The sequence below is a fragment of the Stenotrophomonas sp. FR012 genome, from assembly GCF_047520565.2.
Lineage (GTDB): Bacteria > Pseudomonadota > Gammaproteobacteria > Xanthomonadales > Xanthomonadaceae > Stenotrophomonas > Stenotrophomonas sepilia.
This window is the reverse complement of sequence record NZ_JAXBQL020000017.1, coordinates 1,901-17,619: the sequence shown is the minus strand read 5'-3', so window position 1 is coordinate 17,619 and position 15,719 is coordinate 1,901. Positions and strand designations below refer to the sequence as shown.

General features: G+C 67.6%; 13 protein-coding genes. 6 read left to right on the top strand and 7 right to left on the bottom strand.

Going from position 1 to position 15,719, the window contains the following annotated elements:
• Window positions 1–98: 98 nt before the first annotated feature.
• Together ACM0O9_RS18535 and ACM0O9_RS18530 are read right to left on the bottom strand one after the other, a co-directional pair.
• Window positions 99–1,973 carry an ATP-binding cassette domain-containing protein gene (locus ACM0O9_RS18535; protein WP_095377734.1) on the bottom strand — a complete coding sequence of 625 codons (1,875 nt, stop codon included), beginning with the start codon at window positions 1,971–1,973 and terminating at the stop codon, window positions 99–101.
• 410 nt (window positions 1,974–2,383) lie between these two features.
• Window positions 2,384–3,259 (bottom strand): LysR substrate-binding domain-containing protein, encoded by an 876-nt coding sequence (locus tag ACM0O9_RS18530; RefSeq protein ID WP_262219646.1) that lies wholly within the window; start codon window positions 3,257–3,259, stop codon window positions 2,384–2,386.
• 102 nt (window positions 3,260–3,361) lie between these two features.
• Here ACM0O9_RS18530 and ACM0O9_RS18525 point away from each other — a divergent pair, with 102 nt between their 5' ends.
• Window positions 3,362–4,441, top strand: coding sequence for a YeiH family protein (locus ACM0O9_RS18525; RefSeq protein WP_005416215.1), 1,080 nt, complete (start codon window positions 3,362–3,364; stop codon window positions 4,439–4,441).
• Between the two features lie 102 nt (window positions 4,442–4,543).
• On the top strand, window positions 4,544–5,920 hold the full coding sequence (dbpA, locus tag ACM0O9_RS18520; RefSeq protein WP_235649959.1) for an ATP-dependent RNA helicase DbpA: 1,377 nt from the start codon (window positions 4,544–4,546) through the stop codon (window positions 5,918–5,920).
• Between the two features lie 92 nt (window positions 5,921–6,012).
• Here the strand turns inward: dbpA and ACM0O9_RS18515 are convergent, their stop codons facing one another.
• The 4 genes from ACM0O9_RS18515 to ACM0O9_RS18500 form a co-directional block, all read right to left on the bottom strand.
• On the bottom strand, window positions 6,013–6,549 hold the full coding sequence (locus ACM0O9_RS18515; RefSeq protein WP_005416213.1) for an adenine phosphoribosyltransferase: 537 nt from the start codon (window positions 6,547–6,549) through the stop codon (window positions 6,013–6,015).
• A 762-nt stretch (window positions 6,550–7,311) separates the two neighbouring features.
• The gene (locus ACM0O9_RS18510; protein ID WP_235649960.1) at window positions 7,312–8,877 is read right to left on the bottom strand and encodes a protein adenylyltransferase SelO; all 1,566 of its coding nucleotides are present in this window, start codon (window positions 8,875–8,877) and stop codon (window positions 7,312–7,314) included.
• A gap of 32 nt (window positions 8,878–8,909) precedes the next feature.
• Window positions 8,910–9,599, bottom strand: coding sequence for a glutathione S-transferase family protein (locus ACM0O9_RS18505; protein ID WP_005416211.1), 690 nt, complete (start codon window positions 9,597–9,599; stop codon window positions 8,910–8,912).
• Window positions 9,600–9,786: 187 nt separating this feature from the next.
• Window positions 9,787–9,996, bottom strand: coding sequence for a cold-shock protein (locus ACM0O9_RS18500; protein WP_005416210.1), 210 nt, complete (start codon window positions 9,994–9,996; stop codon window positions 9,787–9,789).
• A 302-nt stretch (window positions 9,997–10,298) separates the two neighbouring features.
• On the opposite strand from ACM0O9_RS18500, the gene ACM0O9_RS18495 reads away from it, so the two are divergent.
• On the top strand, window positions 10,299–10,787 hold the full coding sequence (locus ACM0O9_RS18495) for a YaiI/YqxD family protein (protein ID WP_095377738.1): 489 nt from the start codon (window positions 10,299–10,301) through the stop codon (window positions 10,785–10,787).
• 13 nt (window positions 10,788–10,800) lie between these two features.
• On the opposite strand, the gene ACM0O9_RS18490 is transcribed toward ACM0O9_RS18495, so the two are convergent.
• Window positions 10,801–11,670, bottom strand: a complete 870-nt coding sequence (locus ACM0O9_RS18490) for a pseudouridine synthase (RefSeq protein WP_053500894.1) — start codon at window positions 11,668–11,670, stop codon at window positions 10,801–10,803.
• A 124-nt stretch (window positions 11,671–11,794) separates the two neighbouring features.
• Here ACM0O9_RS18490 and ACM0O9_RS18485 point away from each other — a divergent pair, with 124 nt between their 5' ends.
• The 3 genes from ACM0O9_RS18485 (at window position 11,795) to ACM0O9_RS18475 (ending at window position 15,685) form a co-directional block, all read left to right on the top strand.
• Window positions 11,795–12,343 carry a YaeQ family protein gene (locus tag ACM0O9_RS18485; RefSeq protein WP_005416207.1) on the top strand — a complete coding sequence of 183 codons (549 nt, stop codon included), beginning with the start codon at window positions 11,795–11,797 and terminating at the stop codon, window positions 12,341–12,343.
• Window positions 12,340–13,524, top strand: a complete 1,185-nt coding sequence (locus ACM0O9_RS18480; protein WP_005416206.1) for a BaiN/RdsA family NAD(P)/FAD-dependent oxidoreductase — start codon at window positions 12,340–12,342, stop codon at window positions 13,522–13,524. Before ACM0O9_RS18485 ends, ACM0O9_RS18480 begins: the two co-directional genes overlap by 4 nt.
• A 91-nt stretch (window positions 13,525–13,615) precedes the next feature.
• Window positions 13,616–15,685, top strand: coding sequence for an EAL domain-containing response regulator (locus ACM0O9_RS18475; RefSeq protein ID WP_005416205.1), 2,070 nt, complete (start codon window positions 13,616–13,618; stop codon window positions 15,683–15,685).
• Window positions 15,686–15,719: the final 34 nt, after the last annotated feature.

The window sequence follows — 15,719 nt, the reverse complement described above, 5'->3', positions numbered from 1 at the left end:
TGCGGACCGTTGGTCCGCACAGATCCGCATATCCACGCATGGCGTGGATCTACTGATTCTTCATCCGATCAATCGGCGCACTTGGCGCCGACCGATACTCAGCCTTCCAGCTCTTCCCAGCGCGCGTACGCGGCATCCAGCTCGGCCTGCACCTTGGCCAGCTGCTGGGTGTGCGCGGTCACTTCCGCACTGCTGCGGGTATAGAACGCCGGGTCGTTCATCGCCGAGGTCAACCCTTCGACGTCGCCTTCCAGCTTCTCGATGGTCTTCGGCAGCTGCTCCAGCTCGCGTGCTTCCTTGTAGGCCAGCTTGCGCTTGGGGGCAGCCGGGGGGGCAGCGGCCGGGGCGGCGGCCGGCGGCTTGGCTGCGGGGACCGAGGCAGGCGCCGCGATGCTGGCCGCATAACGCTGCCAGTCGCTGTAGCCACCGACGTACTCGCCGATCACGCCGTCGCCTTCCATCACCAGCGTGGAGGTCACCACGTTGTCGATGAAGTCACGGTCATGGCTGACCAGCAGCAGGGTGCCGGTGTACTCGCCCAGCAGCTCTTCCAGCAGCTCCAAAGTTTCCACGTCCAGGTCGTTGGTCGGTTCGTCCATCACCAGCAGATTGGACGGCTGCGCGAACAGCTTGGCCAGCAGCAGGCGGTTGCGCTCGCCACCGGACAGGCGGGTGATCGGCGCACGCGCGCGTTCCGGGGTGAACATGAAGTCCTGCAGGTAGGCATGCACGTGCTTGCGCTTGCCGTTGAACTCGAGGAAATCGCGGCCTTCGGCCACGTTCTCGATCGCGCTCCAGTCTTCGCGCAGCACCGCGCGGTACTGGTCGAAATAGGCGATCTGCAGGTTGGTGCCGGCGTTGACTTCGCCCTTGGCCGGCTGCAGCTCGCCCAGCAGCAGCTTCAGCAGCGTCGTCTTGCCGCTGCCGTTGGGGCCGATCAGGCCGATGCGGTCGCCGCGCATGATGGTGGTGGTGAAGTCGCGGACCATGGTGCGCTCACCGAAGGCGAACGAAATATCCTTGACGTCGATGACCTTCTTGCCAGAGCTGATGCCCTGTGCGGCTTCCATCTTGACGTTGCCGCTGAGATCACGGCGCTGCGAACGCTCCACGCGCATCGCCTTCAGGCGGCGCACGCGGCCCTCATCGCGGGTGCGGCGCGCCTTGATGCCTTGGCGGATCCAGACTTCTTCCTGCGCCAGCAGCTTGTCGAAGCGCGCGTTTTCCTGCGCCTGCGCGTTGAGGCGCTCCTCTCGGCGACGCTCGTAGTTGGCCCAGTCGCCCGGCCAGCTGGTGACCTGGCCACGGTCGATCTCGACGATGCGGGTGGCCAGTGCACGCAGGAAGCGGCGGTCATGGGTAACGAACACCACGCTGCCGCTCCAACCCTTCAGGAACGCTTCGAGCCAGTCGATGGCTTCGATATCGAGGTGGTTGGTCGGTTCGTCCAGCAGCAGCACGTCGGGGCTGGACACCAGCGCACGGGCGAGCAGCACGCGGCGCTTCATGCCGCCGGACAGGCGGCCGAACTCGGCTTCGCCGTCCAGGTCGAGCTTGGTCAGGGTTTCGCTGACGCGCTGATCCAGGCCCCAGCCGTTGGCGGCGTCGATCTTGGCCTGCACGTTGCCCAGTGCTTCGCCATCAAATACTTCGGCGTGGCTCAGGTGATGGAATTCGGCCAGCCACTGGCCCAGTTCACCGAGGCCATCGGCGACGACGTCGAACACCGAGCCGGCGGCGCCATGTGGCACTTCCTGCTCCAGGCGGGTGACGCGCACGCCCTGCTGCACGCGGACTTCCCCGTCATCGGGCTTGTGATCGCCGGACAGCAGCTTGAGCAGGGTGGATTTGCCGGCGCCGTTGCGGCCGATCAAGGCGATGCGTTCGCCCGGCTCGATCGACAGTTCGGCCTTTTCCAGCAACAACGGGCCGCCGACGCTGAAGTCGACGTTCTGCAGAGTAATCAGAGGCATCCGGATATTGTACGGGTTGGGGGCGTCGGCCGGGTTGCACCCGGCACCGGCGGTAGTGCCGGCCGCTGGCCGGCAACTTCAACGGCAACGTCAAAAGCTGGTTTCCTGTGGGATGCCGGGGCGGTGCGGGTCTGCAGGACACGCCGTAAACCCCTCCTTGGGGGCTCGATGGCGCCATCCACGGCACCAACGGTCCTGCAGACCCACACCGCCCCGCCTCTGACAGTTTCCCGCGATCTGTCGGAACGGCATTCTGCGCGGGTGGGTGTCGACCTTGGTCGACACGGCAGATCCAGGCCACGCGTGGATGAGCGCTGCAAGGCCTGTCGATCTGTCGGGGTCGGATCCCGTTGCTGCGCAAAGGGCTCTGACCCCTTCGTGGAATTCGCGCAGTGCAAGACCGATCCCTGCTACTCCACGTCCCCCAGCAACGCCTGCAACCCCGGCAGCCACTGCTTGCCGGGATGCCGTACCAACCACAGGGTGCGCTGCAGGGGCGGCAGCGGGGTCTCCAGCACGCGCAGCCGGCCCAGGGCCAGCGGCTCTTCCAGCGCGTGGCGGGAAAGGCAGGCCAGGCCGAGACCGGCGATGGCGGCCTGCTTGATCGCTTCGGTATTGCCCAGCTGCAGGGTCTGGGCGAAGCCGCGCAGGTGCGGCAACAGCGCCTGTTCCACTGCTTCGCGGGTGCCGGACCCCGGTTCGCGCAGCAGCCAGCGGGCACGGCGCAGTTCGTCCAGCGACCAGCGCGGGGGGACGTCGGCGGCGCCGACGATCACCAGCGGATCCTGCTGCCAGGCCGTGACCTGCAAACCGCGTTCATGGCACGGGCCTTCGATCAGGCCGGCGTCGACGTCCAGGCGCTGCACGGCGGCGACTACGCCAGCACTGTTGTCGATGCGCAGGTCGACTTCGGCCTGCGGCGCCTGCCGCAGCAGTTCAGCGATGCGCTGCGGCAGCAGGTAGTTGCCGATGGTGGTACTGGCGGCCAGTACCAACCGCAGCGGTGCCCCTTGCGACGGGTCTCCGCCGGCGGCCAGCTGCCGCTCCAGATCAGCGGCATTGACCAGCAGGGTGCGCGCCGGCTCCAGCAGTGCGCGGCCGTGCCCGTTCAGCGCCAGGCGACGGCCGATGCGGTCGAACAGCGGCGTACCGAAGTGCGCCTCCAGTTCCTGCAGGGCGGCGCTGCTGGCCGACTGCGAGAGCGCGATGGCCTGGCCGGCGGCGGTGGTGCTGCCGTGGTCGGCGATTGCGACGAAGACTTGCAGCTGGCGCAAGGTCAAGCGCATGGCATTTACCCGCTTGATAGGTAGGTTTCACCCATATTATTCGTTTTACAGGTCATTGACGAAGGCGCACGCTTGCCCCGTCACTACAGCCCTACCCCTGCCATGAACGCCCCCGCTCTCTCCTCCTGGTCCCTGCCCGCCCTGCGCCAACGCTGGCAGCCGCGCCTGCCCGGCCTTCTGCTGGTGGGCCTGATCGCGGCGGCATCGCTGTACCTGGCCGAGCTTCCCTGGTTGCAGGCGCATGGCCTGAGTGCACTGACCGTCGCCATCGTGGCCGGCATCGTGGTCGGCAACACCCTCTACCCGCGGCTGGCGCCGAGCAGCGCGGCCGGTGTCGGCTTCTCCAAGCACTGGCTGCTGCGCGCCGGCATCGTGCTGTACGGCCTGCGCCTGACCTTCCAGGACATCGGCCATGTCGGCGTCAGCGGCGTGCTGATGGACGTGCTGGTGGTCGCCAGCACCTTCGGCCTGGCCTGCTGGCTGGGCGTACGTGTGTTCAAGATGGAACGCGAGGCGGCAATGCTGATCGGCGCCGGCAGCGCGATCTGCGGTGCGGCAGCGGTGATGGCCGCCGAACCGGTGGTGCGTGGCCGCGCTGCGCAGGTCACTGTCGCGGTTTCTACTGTCGTGGTGTTCGGCACGCTGGCGATGTTCCTGTACCCGGCGCTGTATGCGCTGGTGCAGTCGCACGGCTGGCTGGCGATGGACGCGCGGCAGTACGGCCTGTTCACTGGTGCGACGGTGCACGAAGTGGCGCAGGTGGTGGCCGCCGGCCGCGCGGTCAGCGAAGCCGCCGCCGATACTGCGGTGATCACCAAGATGGTGCGGGTGATGCTGCTGGCGCCGTTCCTGGTCGTGTTGTCGTTGTGGCTGGCGCGTGGCGGCAAGGCCGGCGCCGACGGCAGCAAGGCGCGCATCGTAGTGCCGTGGTTCGCGTTCGGTTTCGTGGCAGTGGCCGGTTTCAATTCACTGCACCTGCTGCCGGCCAGCCTGCAGGCCGGGCTGGTGCAGTTGGATACCGTGCTGCTGGCGATGGCGATGGCCGCGCTGGGCCTGACCACCCATGTCTCGGCGCTGCGCCAGGCCGGCCTGAAGCCACTGCTGCTGGCGCTGATCCTGTTCGCCTGGCTGCTGTTCGGTGGCCTGGCGATCCACCAGGGTGTGTTGGCGGTGCTGGGCTGAGCAGGGCGTGCCGACCAACGGTCGGCACCCACCCGTAGATCCACGCCATGCGTGGATGGCGGCCCAGGACGGGCGCTGCCGCGCAGGCAGGTACAATGCGCCATGACTGACTTCTTGACCCTGCCGCTGAGCCCGGCCCTGCAGCCCGGCCTGGACGCCCTCGGCTACACCACCCTCACCCCCGTGCAGGCGCAGAGCCTGCCGGCCATCCTCGATGGCCACGATGTGATCGCACAGGCGCCGACCGGCAGCGGCAAGACCGCCGCCTTCGGACTGGGCCTGTTGCAGGCCGTCGACCCCAGCCTGATCCGCGTGCAGGCGCTGGTCCTGTGCCCGACCCGCGAACTCGCCGACCAGGTCGGCAAGCAGATCCGCAAGCTGGCCACCGGCATTCCCAACCTGAAGCTGTTGCTGCTGGTAGGCGGCGTGCCGCTGGGCCCGCAGCTGGCCTCGCTGGAAGGCCACGACCCGCACGTGGTGGTGGGTACGCCCGGCCGCGTGCAGGAGCTGGCACGAAAGCGCGCGCTGAATCTTGGCGCGGTGCGCACGCTGGTGCTGGACGAGGCCGACCGCATGCTCGACATGGGCTTCGAGGAGCCGATCCGCGAGATCGCCGGCCGCACCCACAGGGATCGCCAGAGCCTGCTGTTCTCCGCCACCTTCCCCGACAGCATCCGCGCCATGGCGCGTGACCTGCTGCGCGACGCGGTGGAGGTGACCGTGGAAGGTGCCGATCAGGCACCGGCCATCCGCCACCTGTTCTGCGAGGTGGAACCGGCGCATCGCCAGAAGGCGCTGGCCGGCCTGCTGCTGAAGTACGCGCCGGAATCGGCGGTGGTGTTCTGCAACACCCGCAAGGACGTGGACGAAGTGGCCAACTCGCTGCAGCAGTTCGGCTTCTCCGCACTCGCCCTGCACGGCGACATGGAGCAGCGCGACCGTGAGGAAGTGCTGTTGCGGCTGGCCAACCGCAGCTGCAACGTGCTGGTCGCCAGCGACGTCGCCGCGCGCGGACTGGACGTGGAAGAGCTGGCGGCGGTGATCAACTACGAACTGCCGACCGACGTGGAGAGCTACCAGCACCGCGTGGGCCGTACCGGTCGCGCCGGTGCCAGCGGCCTGGCGATCAGCCTGGTGGCCGGCCGCGAGAAGACCCGCGCCGAAGCCATCGAAGCACAGCTGGGTCAGCCACTGGACTGGCAGAAGACGCCACTGGCGACCTCGCGCCCGGCCGAGTTGCCGCAGGCGGCGATGCGCACCCTGCGGATTGACGGCGGCAAGACCGACAAGCTGCGCCCGGGCGACATCCTCGGCGCACTGACCGGCGATGCGGGCCTGTCGAGCAAGTTCATCGGCAAGATCGCGATCTTCCCGACCCGCTCCTACGTGGCGATCGCGCGTGAACAGGCCAACAAGGCCGTCGCCAGGCTGGAAGCCGGCAAGATCAAGGGCCGTCGCTTCCGCGTGCGGATGATGTGATTGAAGCCGGGTTGCCAACCACGGTTGGCAACGACCGGCTCCCGGCTCTTCGCTCTGGTAGATGCCAACCTTGGTTGGCATTCACCCTTCGATCAGAACACCAGTTCGGTGTGCAGTGGCAAGCCCGCCTCCCAGCGGGCCCGGCCGCCCAGGCCATCGAGCTCGACCAGCACACCGGCGCCGACCACTTCAACACCCAGGCGGCGCACCAGCGACAACGCAGCGACCAGCGTGCCGCCGGTGGCCAGCACGTCATCGATGATCGCGACACGGGCACCGCCCGGCAGCGCGTCGGCGTGCACTTCGATGCAGTCGCTGCGGTACTCCAGCGTGTATTCCTCGCGCAGCACCTGGCCCGGCAGCTTGCCCGGCTTGCGCACCGGCACGAAGCCGACGCCCAGCTCCAGCGCCATCGCGGCGCCGAGGATGAAACCACGTGATTCGATGCCGACCACCGCGTCCAGCTTCTGGTCGCGCCAACGGTCGGCCATCGCGGTGATCGCGCCGCGGAAGTCCTCGCCGTGGGCGAGCAGCGGCATGATGTCCTTGAACAGGATGCCGGGCTTGGGGAAGTCGGCGATGTCGCGCAGGCGGGAGGCCCACTGCGGAGCGACGATGGCGTCGGTCATGTCACATTGGCTATCTGATGGCGGCATAGGGTACCCGTTCCGGGCGCCGGCTGCCTGTTGGGGGTGTTCGGCCGGGCTGCGCCCGGCACCTGCGGTAGTGCCGGCCGCTGGCCGGCAACCTCCACGGCAACAGCAACAGCGTGCATTCTGTGGGATGGCGGGGTGGGTCCGGTTGCAGGGGACGCTGCAAGTACCCCTCCGGGGCCCGGCCCAGCCGCTGGCGGCTGTGCGTTCGGGCGCTTGCGAAGCAGTGCGTCGCAAGCAAAGCGCCCTCACCCATGTAAGATCGGTCGCCGCTTGCTCGTGTACGCTGTCCTGCGCACACGGCAAGACCGGGGTTGGGCGTCCTGCCCAACCCGCCCGAGGCGTGCCTCGGGCCCATGCGGCTCACGCCCCCGCAACCGGACCCACCCCGCCTTCGACAGAGTCCTGCGATCTGTCGTGGATCCACGCCATGCGCGGATGAATCTCCATCGAAATCGAATATTTCGAGAATTGAATGAAGAGCATCCACGCATGGCCTGGATCTACCGTGTCGACCAAGGTCGACACCTACCAACAGCCGCCGGAATCTGTCGGAGGTGGGGCGGTGTCGGAGTGCGGGGTGTCAGCCGCATGGATGCGGCTGCCAAGCCTACACGGACGTACTTGCAGCGTCCCCGCACTCCGACACCGCCCCGCCAAACCACGGAATCCAGCTTTTGCTCTGGCTGTTGACCTGGCCTCTGCGGGTGCAGGGCGCAGCCCTGCCGAAACCCACCCTCAGGAACTGCAGGACAGCATCGAGCAGCCGGCGCGGTTGTCGGCCCACGCCGGGCGCTTGCCGGCGAAGTGTTCAAGCCCCGGGCGTTCGGTGTATGGGTCGCGCAGCACGTCCTGCAGCGCATGCACACCGCCGAGGTCACCCTGCTCTGCGCGGTCGATCGCTTCCTGCGCCAACCAGTTGCGCAGCACGTACAGCGGGTTGGCCGCCGTCATCTTCGCCACGCGTTCGCTGGCCGGCAGCGGATCGCTGCGCAGGCGCTCCGCGTAGTCCTGCAGCCAGTGCTGCAACGGTGCCTGCACTGCCTGTCGCCGCGCCTCGTCGTAGTACACCGCGTCCAGAACCGTAGCGTCCGCTGCCGACGGGTCGATGCGCATCAGTGCGCGCCAGGCCAGGGTCATGTCCATGGCACCCTCCTGCATCAGCTGCTGCCAGCGCTGGTAGAGCTGCAGGTCGTCATCGTCGGCCGCGGCCAGCCCCAGCTTTGCCGCGGCATCGCGACGCGTGCAGGCCACGAAGGTGGACTGGAAGGCCGCCAGGCCCGCCTGCAGCGGTGCGACATCGGCGAACAGCGGCGACAGCGCCTGGGCCAATCGGCTCAGGTTCCAGTACGCCACCTGCGGCTGGGTGCCGAAGCGGTAGCGGCGCCCCTGGGCGTCGGTGGTGTTCGGCGTCCAGTCCGGATCGAAATCCTCGACCCAGCCATAGGGGCCGTAATCCAGTGTGAGACCGAGCACGGACAGGTTGTCGGTGTTCATCACGCCGTGCACGAAGCCGACACGCATCCAGTGCGCGATCATCTCGGCAGTGCGCACCGCGATCTGCGCGAACCAGTCGCCGTACAGGGCCTCGCCCTGCCCTTCAAGCTCGGGGAAGTCGCGCGCGATGCAGGCATCGACCAGCTGCTGCAGCAGGGCGGTTTCACCCCGCGACGCCGGCAGTTCGAAGGAACCAAAGCGCAGGAACGACGGCGACACCCGGCACACGATGGCGCCAGGCTCGGCACGCGGGTGGCCGTCATAGAACATGTCACGCACCACCTCTTCGCCGGTGCCGACCAGCGACAACGCGCGCGTGGTCGGCACGCCCAGGTGGTGCATCGCTTCGCTGCACAGGAACTCGCGGATCGACGAGCGCAGCACTGCCCGTCCATCGGCACCGCGCGAGTAAGGCGTCGGCCCGGCCCCCTTCAGCTGCAGCTCCCAGTGGCGGCCATCGGGTGCCACCAGCTCGCCCAGTGAGATCGCACGCCCATCGCCGAGCTGGCCGGCCCAATGGCCGAACTGATGGCCACCGTAATTGGCGGCCCATGGCTGCATGCCGGCGTACAGCGCGTTGCCGCCGAATACATCGGCGAAGCCTTCGCTCTCGATCTCGGCAGCATCGAAGCCGAGCATCGTGGCAACCTCAGGCGACCACGCCAGCAACGTGGGCGCCACCACCGGCGTCGGCATCACCGGCGACCAGGCCGCGCCCAGCACTTCACGGCGACGCGGGCCGGATTCGGGGTCACCCGGCAGGGCATGCAGCAGGCGGTTGTCGAAACGGGGGCTGTCGGTATCCATGACTCTGGAGGTGGGGGCGACCGCCGCCGACCTCAATTGCCGCTGAGCGCCTGCAGATGGCCACCGTGGGCCTCGGCGCGCTGGTAAGCAGGCCGCTCGCTGATGCGCTTGAGGAAGCCACGCAGTGCCGGCTTGCCGTCGAGACCGCCACCGCGCGCGGCAGCAGCCTGGATCGGGAAGCTCATCTGGATGTCGGCCGCACTGAAGCGCTCGCCGGCAAACCATGGGCTTTCGGCCAGGCGGCGCTCCATCCAGTCCAGGTGCAGGCGCCGCTGCGGCCCAACGAAGCCCCGCTCGGCCTTGTCGGCAATGCTGCGTGCAATCGGGCGTGCGAAGAATGGCATGGGCGCATTACGGATGCGGCCCATCACCAGGGTCAGCAGCAGCGGCGGCATCGCCGAGCCTTCGGCATAGTGCAGCCAGTAGCGGTACGCGATGCGTTCGGTGCCGTCGGCCGGCATCGGTGACGGCGACAGCTGGCGCTGCGCGTCGTAACGGTCAGCGAGATAGTCGAGGATCGCCCCGGACTCGGCCAGTACCAGCTCGCCATCCTGCAGCACCGGCGACTTGCCGAGCGGATGCACGTTGCGCAGTTCCGGCGGCGCCAGCAGCGTCTTCGGATCGCGCGGATAGCGGCGCAGTTCGTAGTCCAGCCCCAACTCCTCCAGCATCCACAGCACGCGCAGGGAACGGGAGTTTTCCAGGTGATGAACGATGCGCATGGGGACGATCCTTGGGAAGGCCGCCATCCTACCGCGCCGGCTGCATGCCCTTTGTAGAGTCGAGCCCTGCTCCACTGTCCTTGAGAACAGTCGAGCGTGGCTCGACTCTACAAAAAACAGCGGGCAATAAAAAAACGCCGGAAGCTCTCGCCTCCGGCGTTCTGGCTACCCAACGGTAGCAGACGGATTAGACCGCCTGCACCTGGTCAGCCTGCATACCCTTCTGACCCTGGACGGCGATGAAGGTAACCTTCTGGCCTTCCTGCAGGGTCTTGAAGCCGGTGCCCTGGATCGCGCGGAAGTGCACGAACAGGTCCGGGCCGCTTTCCGGGGTGATGAAGCCGAAGCCCTTGGCGTCGTTGAACCACTTGACGGTGCCGGTCTGACGTTCAGACATTTTACTAACTCCTGAAACACATGTTGAAAAAAATCGCAGCCACCGGGTATCGGGGCCGAGACTGAGTTGCAGGCGTTGGTAAAGCGGATCGATGAGCGGATCGTGAGATCAACTGCACCAGGCCACGATTCACGGTGACCCTAGCAAACACAGTGGGTCGCACGATACGCGTGTTTTCTGCAAAAAGCGATAGTCCCGACGTTCATGGGAACACGTCACCCGCTAGGCGTGACAAGGGTTGGCAGCCAATCGCGGCTAACCCCGAGCCCCCATTCAGGTTTTTCCTACCCTACACTGGGTAAATGACTGAAGCTGAAATCCCCGCTGAACACGCGTCTCCCCGCATCTGGGTGGACGCGGACGCCTGCCCCACTGTCATTCGCGACATCCTGTTCCGGGCCGCCGAACGGGTCGGGATCGAGCTGACCCTGGTCGCCAACCAGTGGATCCGCACCCCGCCGTCGCGCTGGCTGCGCTCGATCCAGGTACCGCAGGGCCTGGACGTGGCCGACAGCGCCATCGTCGAGCGGGTCGCCGCCGGAGACCTGGTCGTCACCCAGGACATCCCGCTGGCCGCGCTGGTGCTGGAGAAGAAGGCCGTGGCGCTGAACCCGCGCGGCCAGCTGTACACCCCGAACAACATGGCCGAGCGGCTGTCGATGCGCAATTTCATGGAGGAACTTCGCGGCGCCGGGGTCCAGACCGGCGGACCGCCGCCCCTGGGTCCCCGCGACCGGCAGCTGTTCGCCGCCGAGCTGGACCGCTGGCTGGCGCGACGCCCGGCCCGCTGAGCGCCTGGCCGCGCTAAGCCGGAAGGCTCAGGCTGCGGCCGCTGCTGAACGCCCGTCGTTCGCCGCTCAATGGGTCGTCGAAGGCCAGGGCCCGCGCCAGCAGCTGCAGCGGCGCCTCGGCGACGTTCGGCGGACGTTGCCGAAGCTGCGGGTACAGGTCGTCACCCATGATCGGCGCCCCCAGCATGGCCATGTGCACGCGCAGTTGATGCTTGCGGCCGGTCTCCGGCAGCAGCCGGTAGCGCCAGATCGGCCCTTCGGCCTCGATCAGCTCGATCCGGCTGCGCGCATTGGGCTCACCGGGCACTTCGGACATGCGGAAGAACGGCTCGCCCGGCACCAACCGGCTGTCCCGCTGCAACGGAAACGCCAGCCCCGGCAGCGCCGGTGCCAGGGCCTCATAAGTCTTCTCGATGCGCCGCTCACGGAACAGGCGCTGGTAAGCATCGCGCGACGCTCGCTGGGTCGAGAACAGCACCAGCCCGGCCGTCAGCCGATCCAGCCGGTGCAGCGGTACCAGATCGGCATTGCCGGTGCGGGCGACCAGCCGCGCCAGCAGCGTCTCGCGCACATGCCCACCCGCAGGTGTCACCGGCAGGAAATGCGGCTTGTCGGCCACCAGCAGGTGCGCATCCAGATGGACGATGGTTTCGACAAAGGGAATCACCGGTTCGTCGGCCACCTCGCGGAAGTACTGGATCTCCCGCCCGACCTGCCAGGGCATGTCCGCAGTGAGCGCCCTGCCCTGCGCATCCAGCACACGGCCACGCGCGAAGCGATCCTGCCATTGCGCGGGCGCGATGCGCGGGAAACGTGCACACAGGCCATCCAGCAGGGTGGCCCAGGGGCCGGGCGGCAGCTGCAACCGACTGGGCAGGCTCATGGCGTCCACTCCGGCCACAGGAAAGACCTCAAGAGTGCCACCGTTGACGGCATGCAGACAGCCCAGCCACGGACACCCCCGGAGCAAACCTCTATCATTGTCGTCTTTAGTCCACGGACCCCCCATGGCTCTTACCGCCACCATCCGCAAGGCCGAACTGCAGATCAGCGACATGGATCGCGGCTACTACGCGACCCACAACCTGACCCTGGCCCAGCATCCGTCCGAGACCGACGAGCGCCTGATGGTGCGCCTGCTCGCCTTCGCACTGAACGCCGGCGACCGCCTGGAGTTCGGCCGCGGCCTGAGCACCGATGACGAACCCGATCTGTGGGAACACGACTACACCGGCGACATCCTGCAGTGGATCGACCTGGGCCATCCGGACGAATCGCGCATCCGCAAGGCCAGCAACCGCAGCCGCCAGGTGCAGGTGGTCAACTATGGCGGCAACGCCTCGGAGATCTGGTGGGGCAAGCAGGGCAAGGGCCTGGCGCGCTTCGACAACCTCTCGGTGGTCGACCTCGACGGTGCCTTCGTAGAACTGTGGGGCCAGCAGATCCAGCGCGCGATGCGCTGGAGCGTGCTGATCCAGGACGGTGAAGTGCAGCTGCTCAACGATCAGATGCAGCTCGACGTGATCCCGACCTGGCGCAAGCGCGCCAAGGCATGAGCACGATCCGTTGTGACGTGGTGGTCATCGGCGCCGGCGCAGCCGGGCTCATGACCGCGATCACGGCTGGCCAGCGCGGCCGCCAGGTGCAGGTGATCGACCATGCCAACAAGGTCGGCAAGAAGATCCTGATGTCCGGCGGTGGCCGCTGCAACTTCACCAACACCGGCACCACCCCGGCCAACTTCCTGTCGGCCAACCCGCACTTCTGCAAGTCGGCGCTGGCCCGCTACACGCCCTGGCACTTCATCGAGTTGGTGCACAAGCACGGCATCGCGTATCACGAAAAGGAACTGGGGCAGCTGTTCTGCGATGTCTCCTCCAAGCAGATCGTGAAAATGCTGGTGGACGAATGCCAGGCGGCCGGCGTGCAGATCCGTACCGACTGCAGCGTGCAGCGCATCGAGCACGGCAGCGATGGTTTCCGCGTGCACACCACGCACGGGCTGTTCCATTGCGCCTCGCTGGTGGTTGCCACCGGCGGCCTGTCGATTCCCAGCATGGGGGCCAGCGGCTTTGGCTATGAAGTGGCCCGCCAGTTCGGCCACCAGGTGCTGCCGACCCGCGCCGGGCTGGTGCCGCTGACCCTCAGCGGCAAGCACCAGGAACGGTTGGCCGACCTCAGCGGCGTGGCGCTACCGATCGAGGCGCGCTGCAACGGCAAGAGCTTCCAGAACTTCATGCTGCTGACCCACCGTGGCGTGAGCGGTCCGGCCATCCTGCAGATCTCTTCGTTCTGGCGGCCCGGCGATGCGCTGGAGCTGGACCTGTTGCCGGGCCAGGATGCGGGCGAGTGGCTGCGCCAGATGAAGCGCGACCGCCCCGCCGCCGAGCTGCGCACGGTGCTGGGCGAGGTACTGCCGAAGCGGCTGGCGCAGCGCCTGTGCGAGCACTGGCTGCCCGACCGCCCCGTGCGCCAGCTGGACGAGCCGGTGCTGCGCCAGGCTGCGCAGCTGCTGGGCGCATTCCCGCTGGTGGCCAGCGGCACCGAAGGCTACCGCACCGCCGAGGTCACCCTGGGCGGCGTGGACACCGCCGAAGTGTCATCCTCAACGATGGAATCCAAGCGCGTCCCCGGCCTGCACTTCGTTGGCGAGGTGCTGGACGTGACCGGCTGGCTGGGCGGCTACAACTTCCAATGGGCCTGGGCCAGCGGCCACGCAGCGGGCGGCGTGGTGTGAACCACTTCGCCGTTCCATGCGCGCAAGGGGTACGCGCATGGACGGTTCGCCGCGCATCGTGTATCTAGATTCGCAGATTGGGGAGCAGTGCATGCAGAACGCGAACGACATCACCATCCGCCTGCTGATCGTCGATGACAGCGGCGAGAATGCCGAAGCCATCGTCAGCACCCTGCGCAACAGCGGCATCGCGGTACGCCCGTGGCGCCCGCAGGATGCGGCCGAGCTGGCCCAGGTGCTGACCAGCCAGGCCATCGACCTGGTGCTGGCCTCGCCGTCGCAGGGCATTCCGTTGCAGCTGGCAGCCCAGCACATCGCCGCCAGCGGCAAGGACATCCCGCTGGTGCTGCTGGCCGAGCGCATCGACGAGGACGAACTGGTGCAGGCCAGCAGCCATGGCATCCGTGCCCTCGCCCTGCGCCAGCGCCCCGAGCACCTGCTCGCCGTGGTCCGCGACCAGTGGGTCGACCTGCAGGCACGCCGCGGCCTGCGCCGCATCGAGGCGCAGATGCGCGAGACCGAGCGCCGCTGCGACGCGCTGATCGCCTCCTCGCGCGACCCCATCGCCTACGTGCATGAAGGCATGCACATCCGCGCCAACGACGCCTATCTGGAGATGTTCGGCTACGAGCAATTCGACGACATCGAAGGCATTTCGCTGCTGGACATGGTCGCTGCCCAACACGTGGAGGGCTTCAAGCAGCTGCTGAAGGGCCTCAGCCGTGGCGAGGCGCCGCCGCCGCAGTACCAGCTCGACGCGCGCCACCAGGACGGCAGTGCGTTCCCGGCGACGATGGAATTTGCGGCGGCCACCTACGAAGGCGAGTCCTGCCTGCAGGTGGTGCTCCGCCGCCGCATGGAGTTCGACCCCGAGCTGGCACGCGAGGTCGAGGACCTGCGCCAGCGCGACCAGGTCACCGGCCTGCTCAATCGCCCGACCTTCATGCTGCAGCTGGAAAGCGCGGTGGCCCAGGCCGGGCGCAGCGAGGGCCAGTTCGGCCTGCTGCTGATCGAGCCGGACCACTACGCGCGCCTGCTGCCGGATATCGGCCTGGCCTCGGCCGATACCCTGATCGGCGCCCTCGCCGCCCTGCTGGCCGAAGTGGTTGGCGAGGACGCGCAACTGGCCCGTTTCGGCGAACACAATTTCGCCGTGCTGCAGGCCGGACCCTACGCACAGACCGTGGCGCTGGCCGAGCGCATCCGAGAAGCCTACGCCGCGCACGTCTTCAGCATCGGCGCACGCTCGGCCACGGTGACGGTCAGCATCGGTGGCGTACAGGTCGGTGAGAAGATCGCCAGCATCGGCCAGGTGTTGGCGCGCGCCAGCGAATGCACCCAGGCTGCAGCCGAGCTGGGTAACACCTGCCGCATCTTCGACCCCGCTGCCGCCGACCGTGTCGAGGAAGAGCGTGTGCAGCGCTGGGTGGCGCGCATCCGCGAGGCGCTGGCCGGCGACGGTTTCCAGCTTCACTACCAGCCGGTGCTGAACCTGCAGGGCGAACCACTGGAGCTGTACGAAGCCTATCTGCGCCTGGAAAACAATGGCGAGCTGCTGAGCCCGACCGCGTTCCTGGGCATCGCCGAGGAACACGGCCTGCTGGCCGACATCAACCGCTGGGTAGTCTCGCAGGCGATCGCGGTGCTGGGTGAACGCGCGCGTGCGGGTCATGCCACCCAGGTGCTGGTGAAGGTCACGCCGGAATCGTTCGATGACCCACAGATGATCGCCACCCTGCACCGCGAACTGCAGGCACAGGGCGTGCCCGGCGAACGGCTGTGGCTGCATGCACCGGAAGCGAAGGTGTTCACCCACCTGCGCAGTGCACAGCAATTCCTTGCCGAAGTGGCGCCACTGGGCTGCCGCATCGGCCTGGAGCAGTTCGGTTCCGGGCTGGACTCGTTCCAGCTGCTGGCCCACTTCCAGCCGCAGTTCCTCAAGCTGGACCGGGGCTTCACCAGCGACCTGGCTGCCACCCGCGAGAACATCGACCGCATCAGCCAGATCACTGCGCGTGCTCAGGAAGCGGGCATCCGCACCATCGCCGAATTCGTCAGCGATGCCAACTCGATGACGCTGCTGTTCAGTGCCGGCGTGGATTACGTGCAGGGCGACTTTGTCGGCCCGGCGTTGCCGGAGATGGGGTTCGAATTCGGGTAACCGAGGGTAGTGCCGGCCGCTGGCCGGCAGCCTC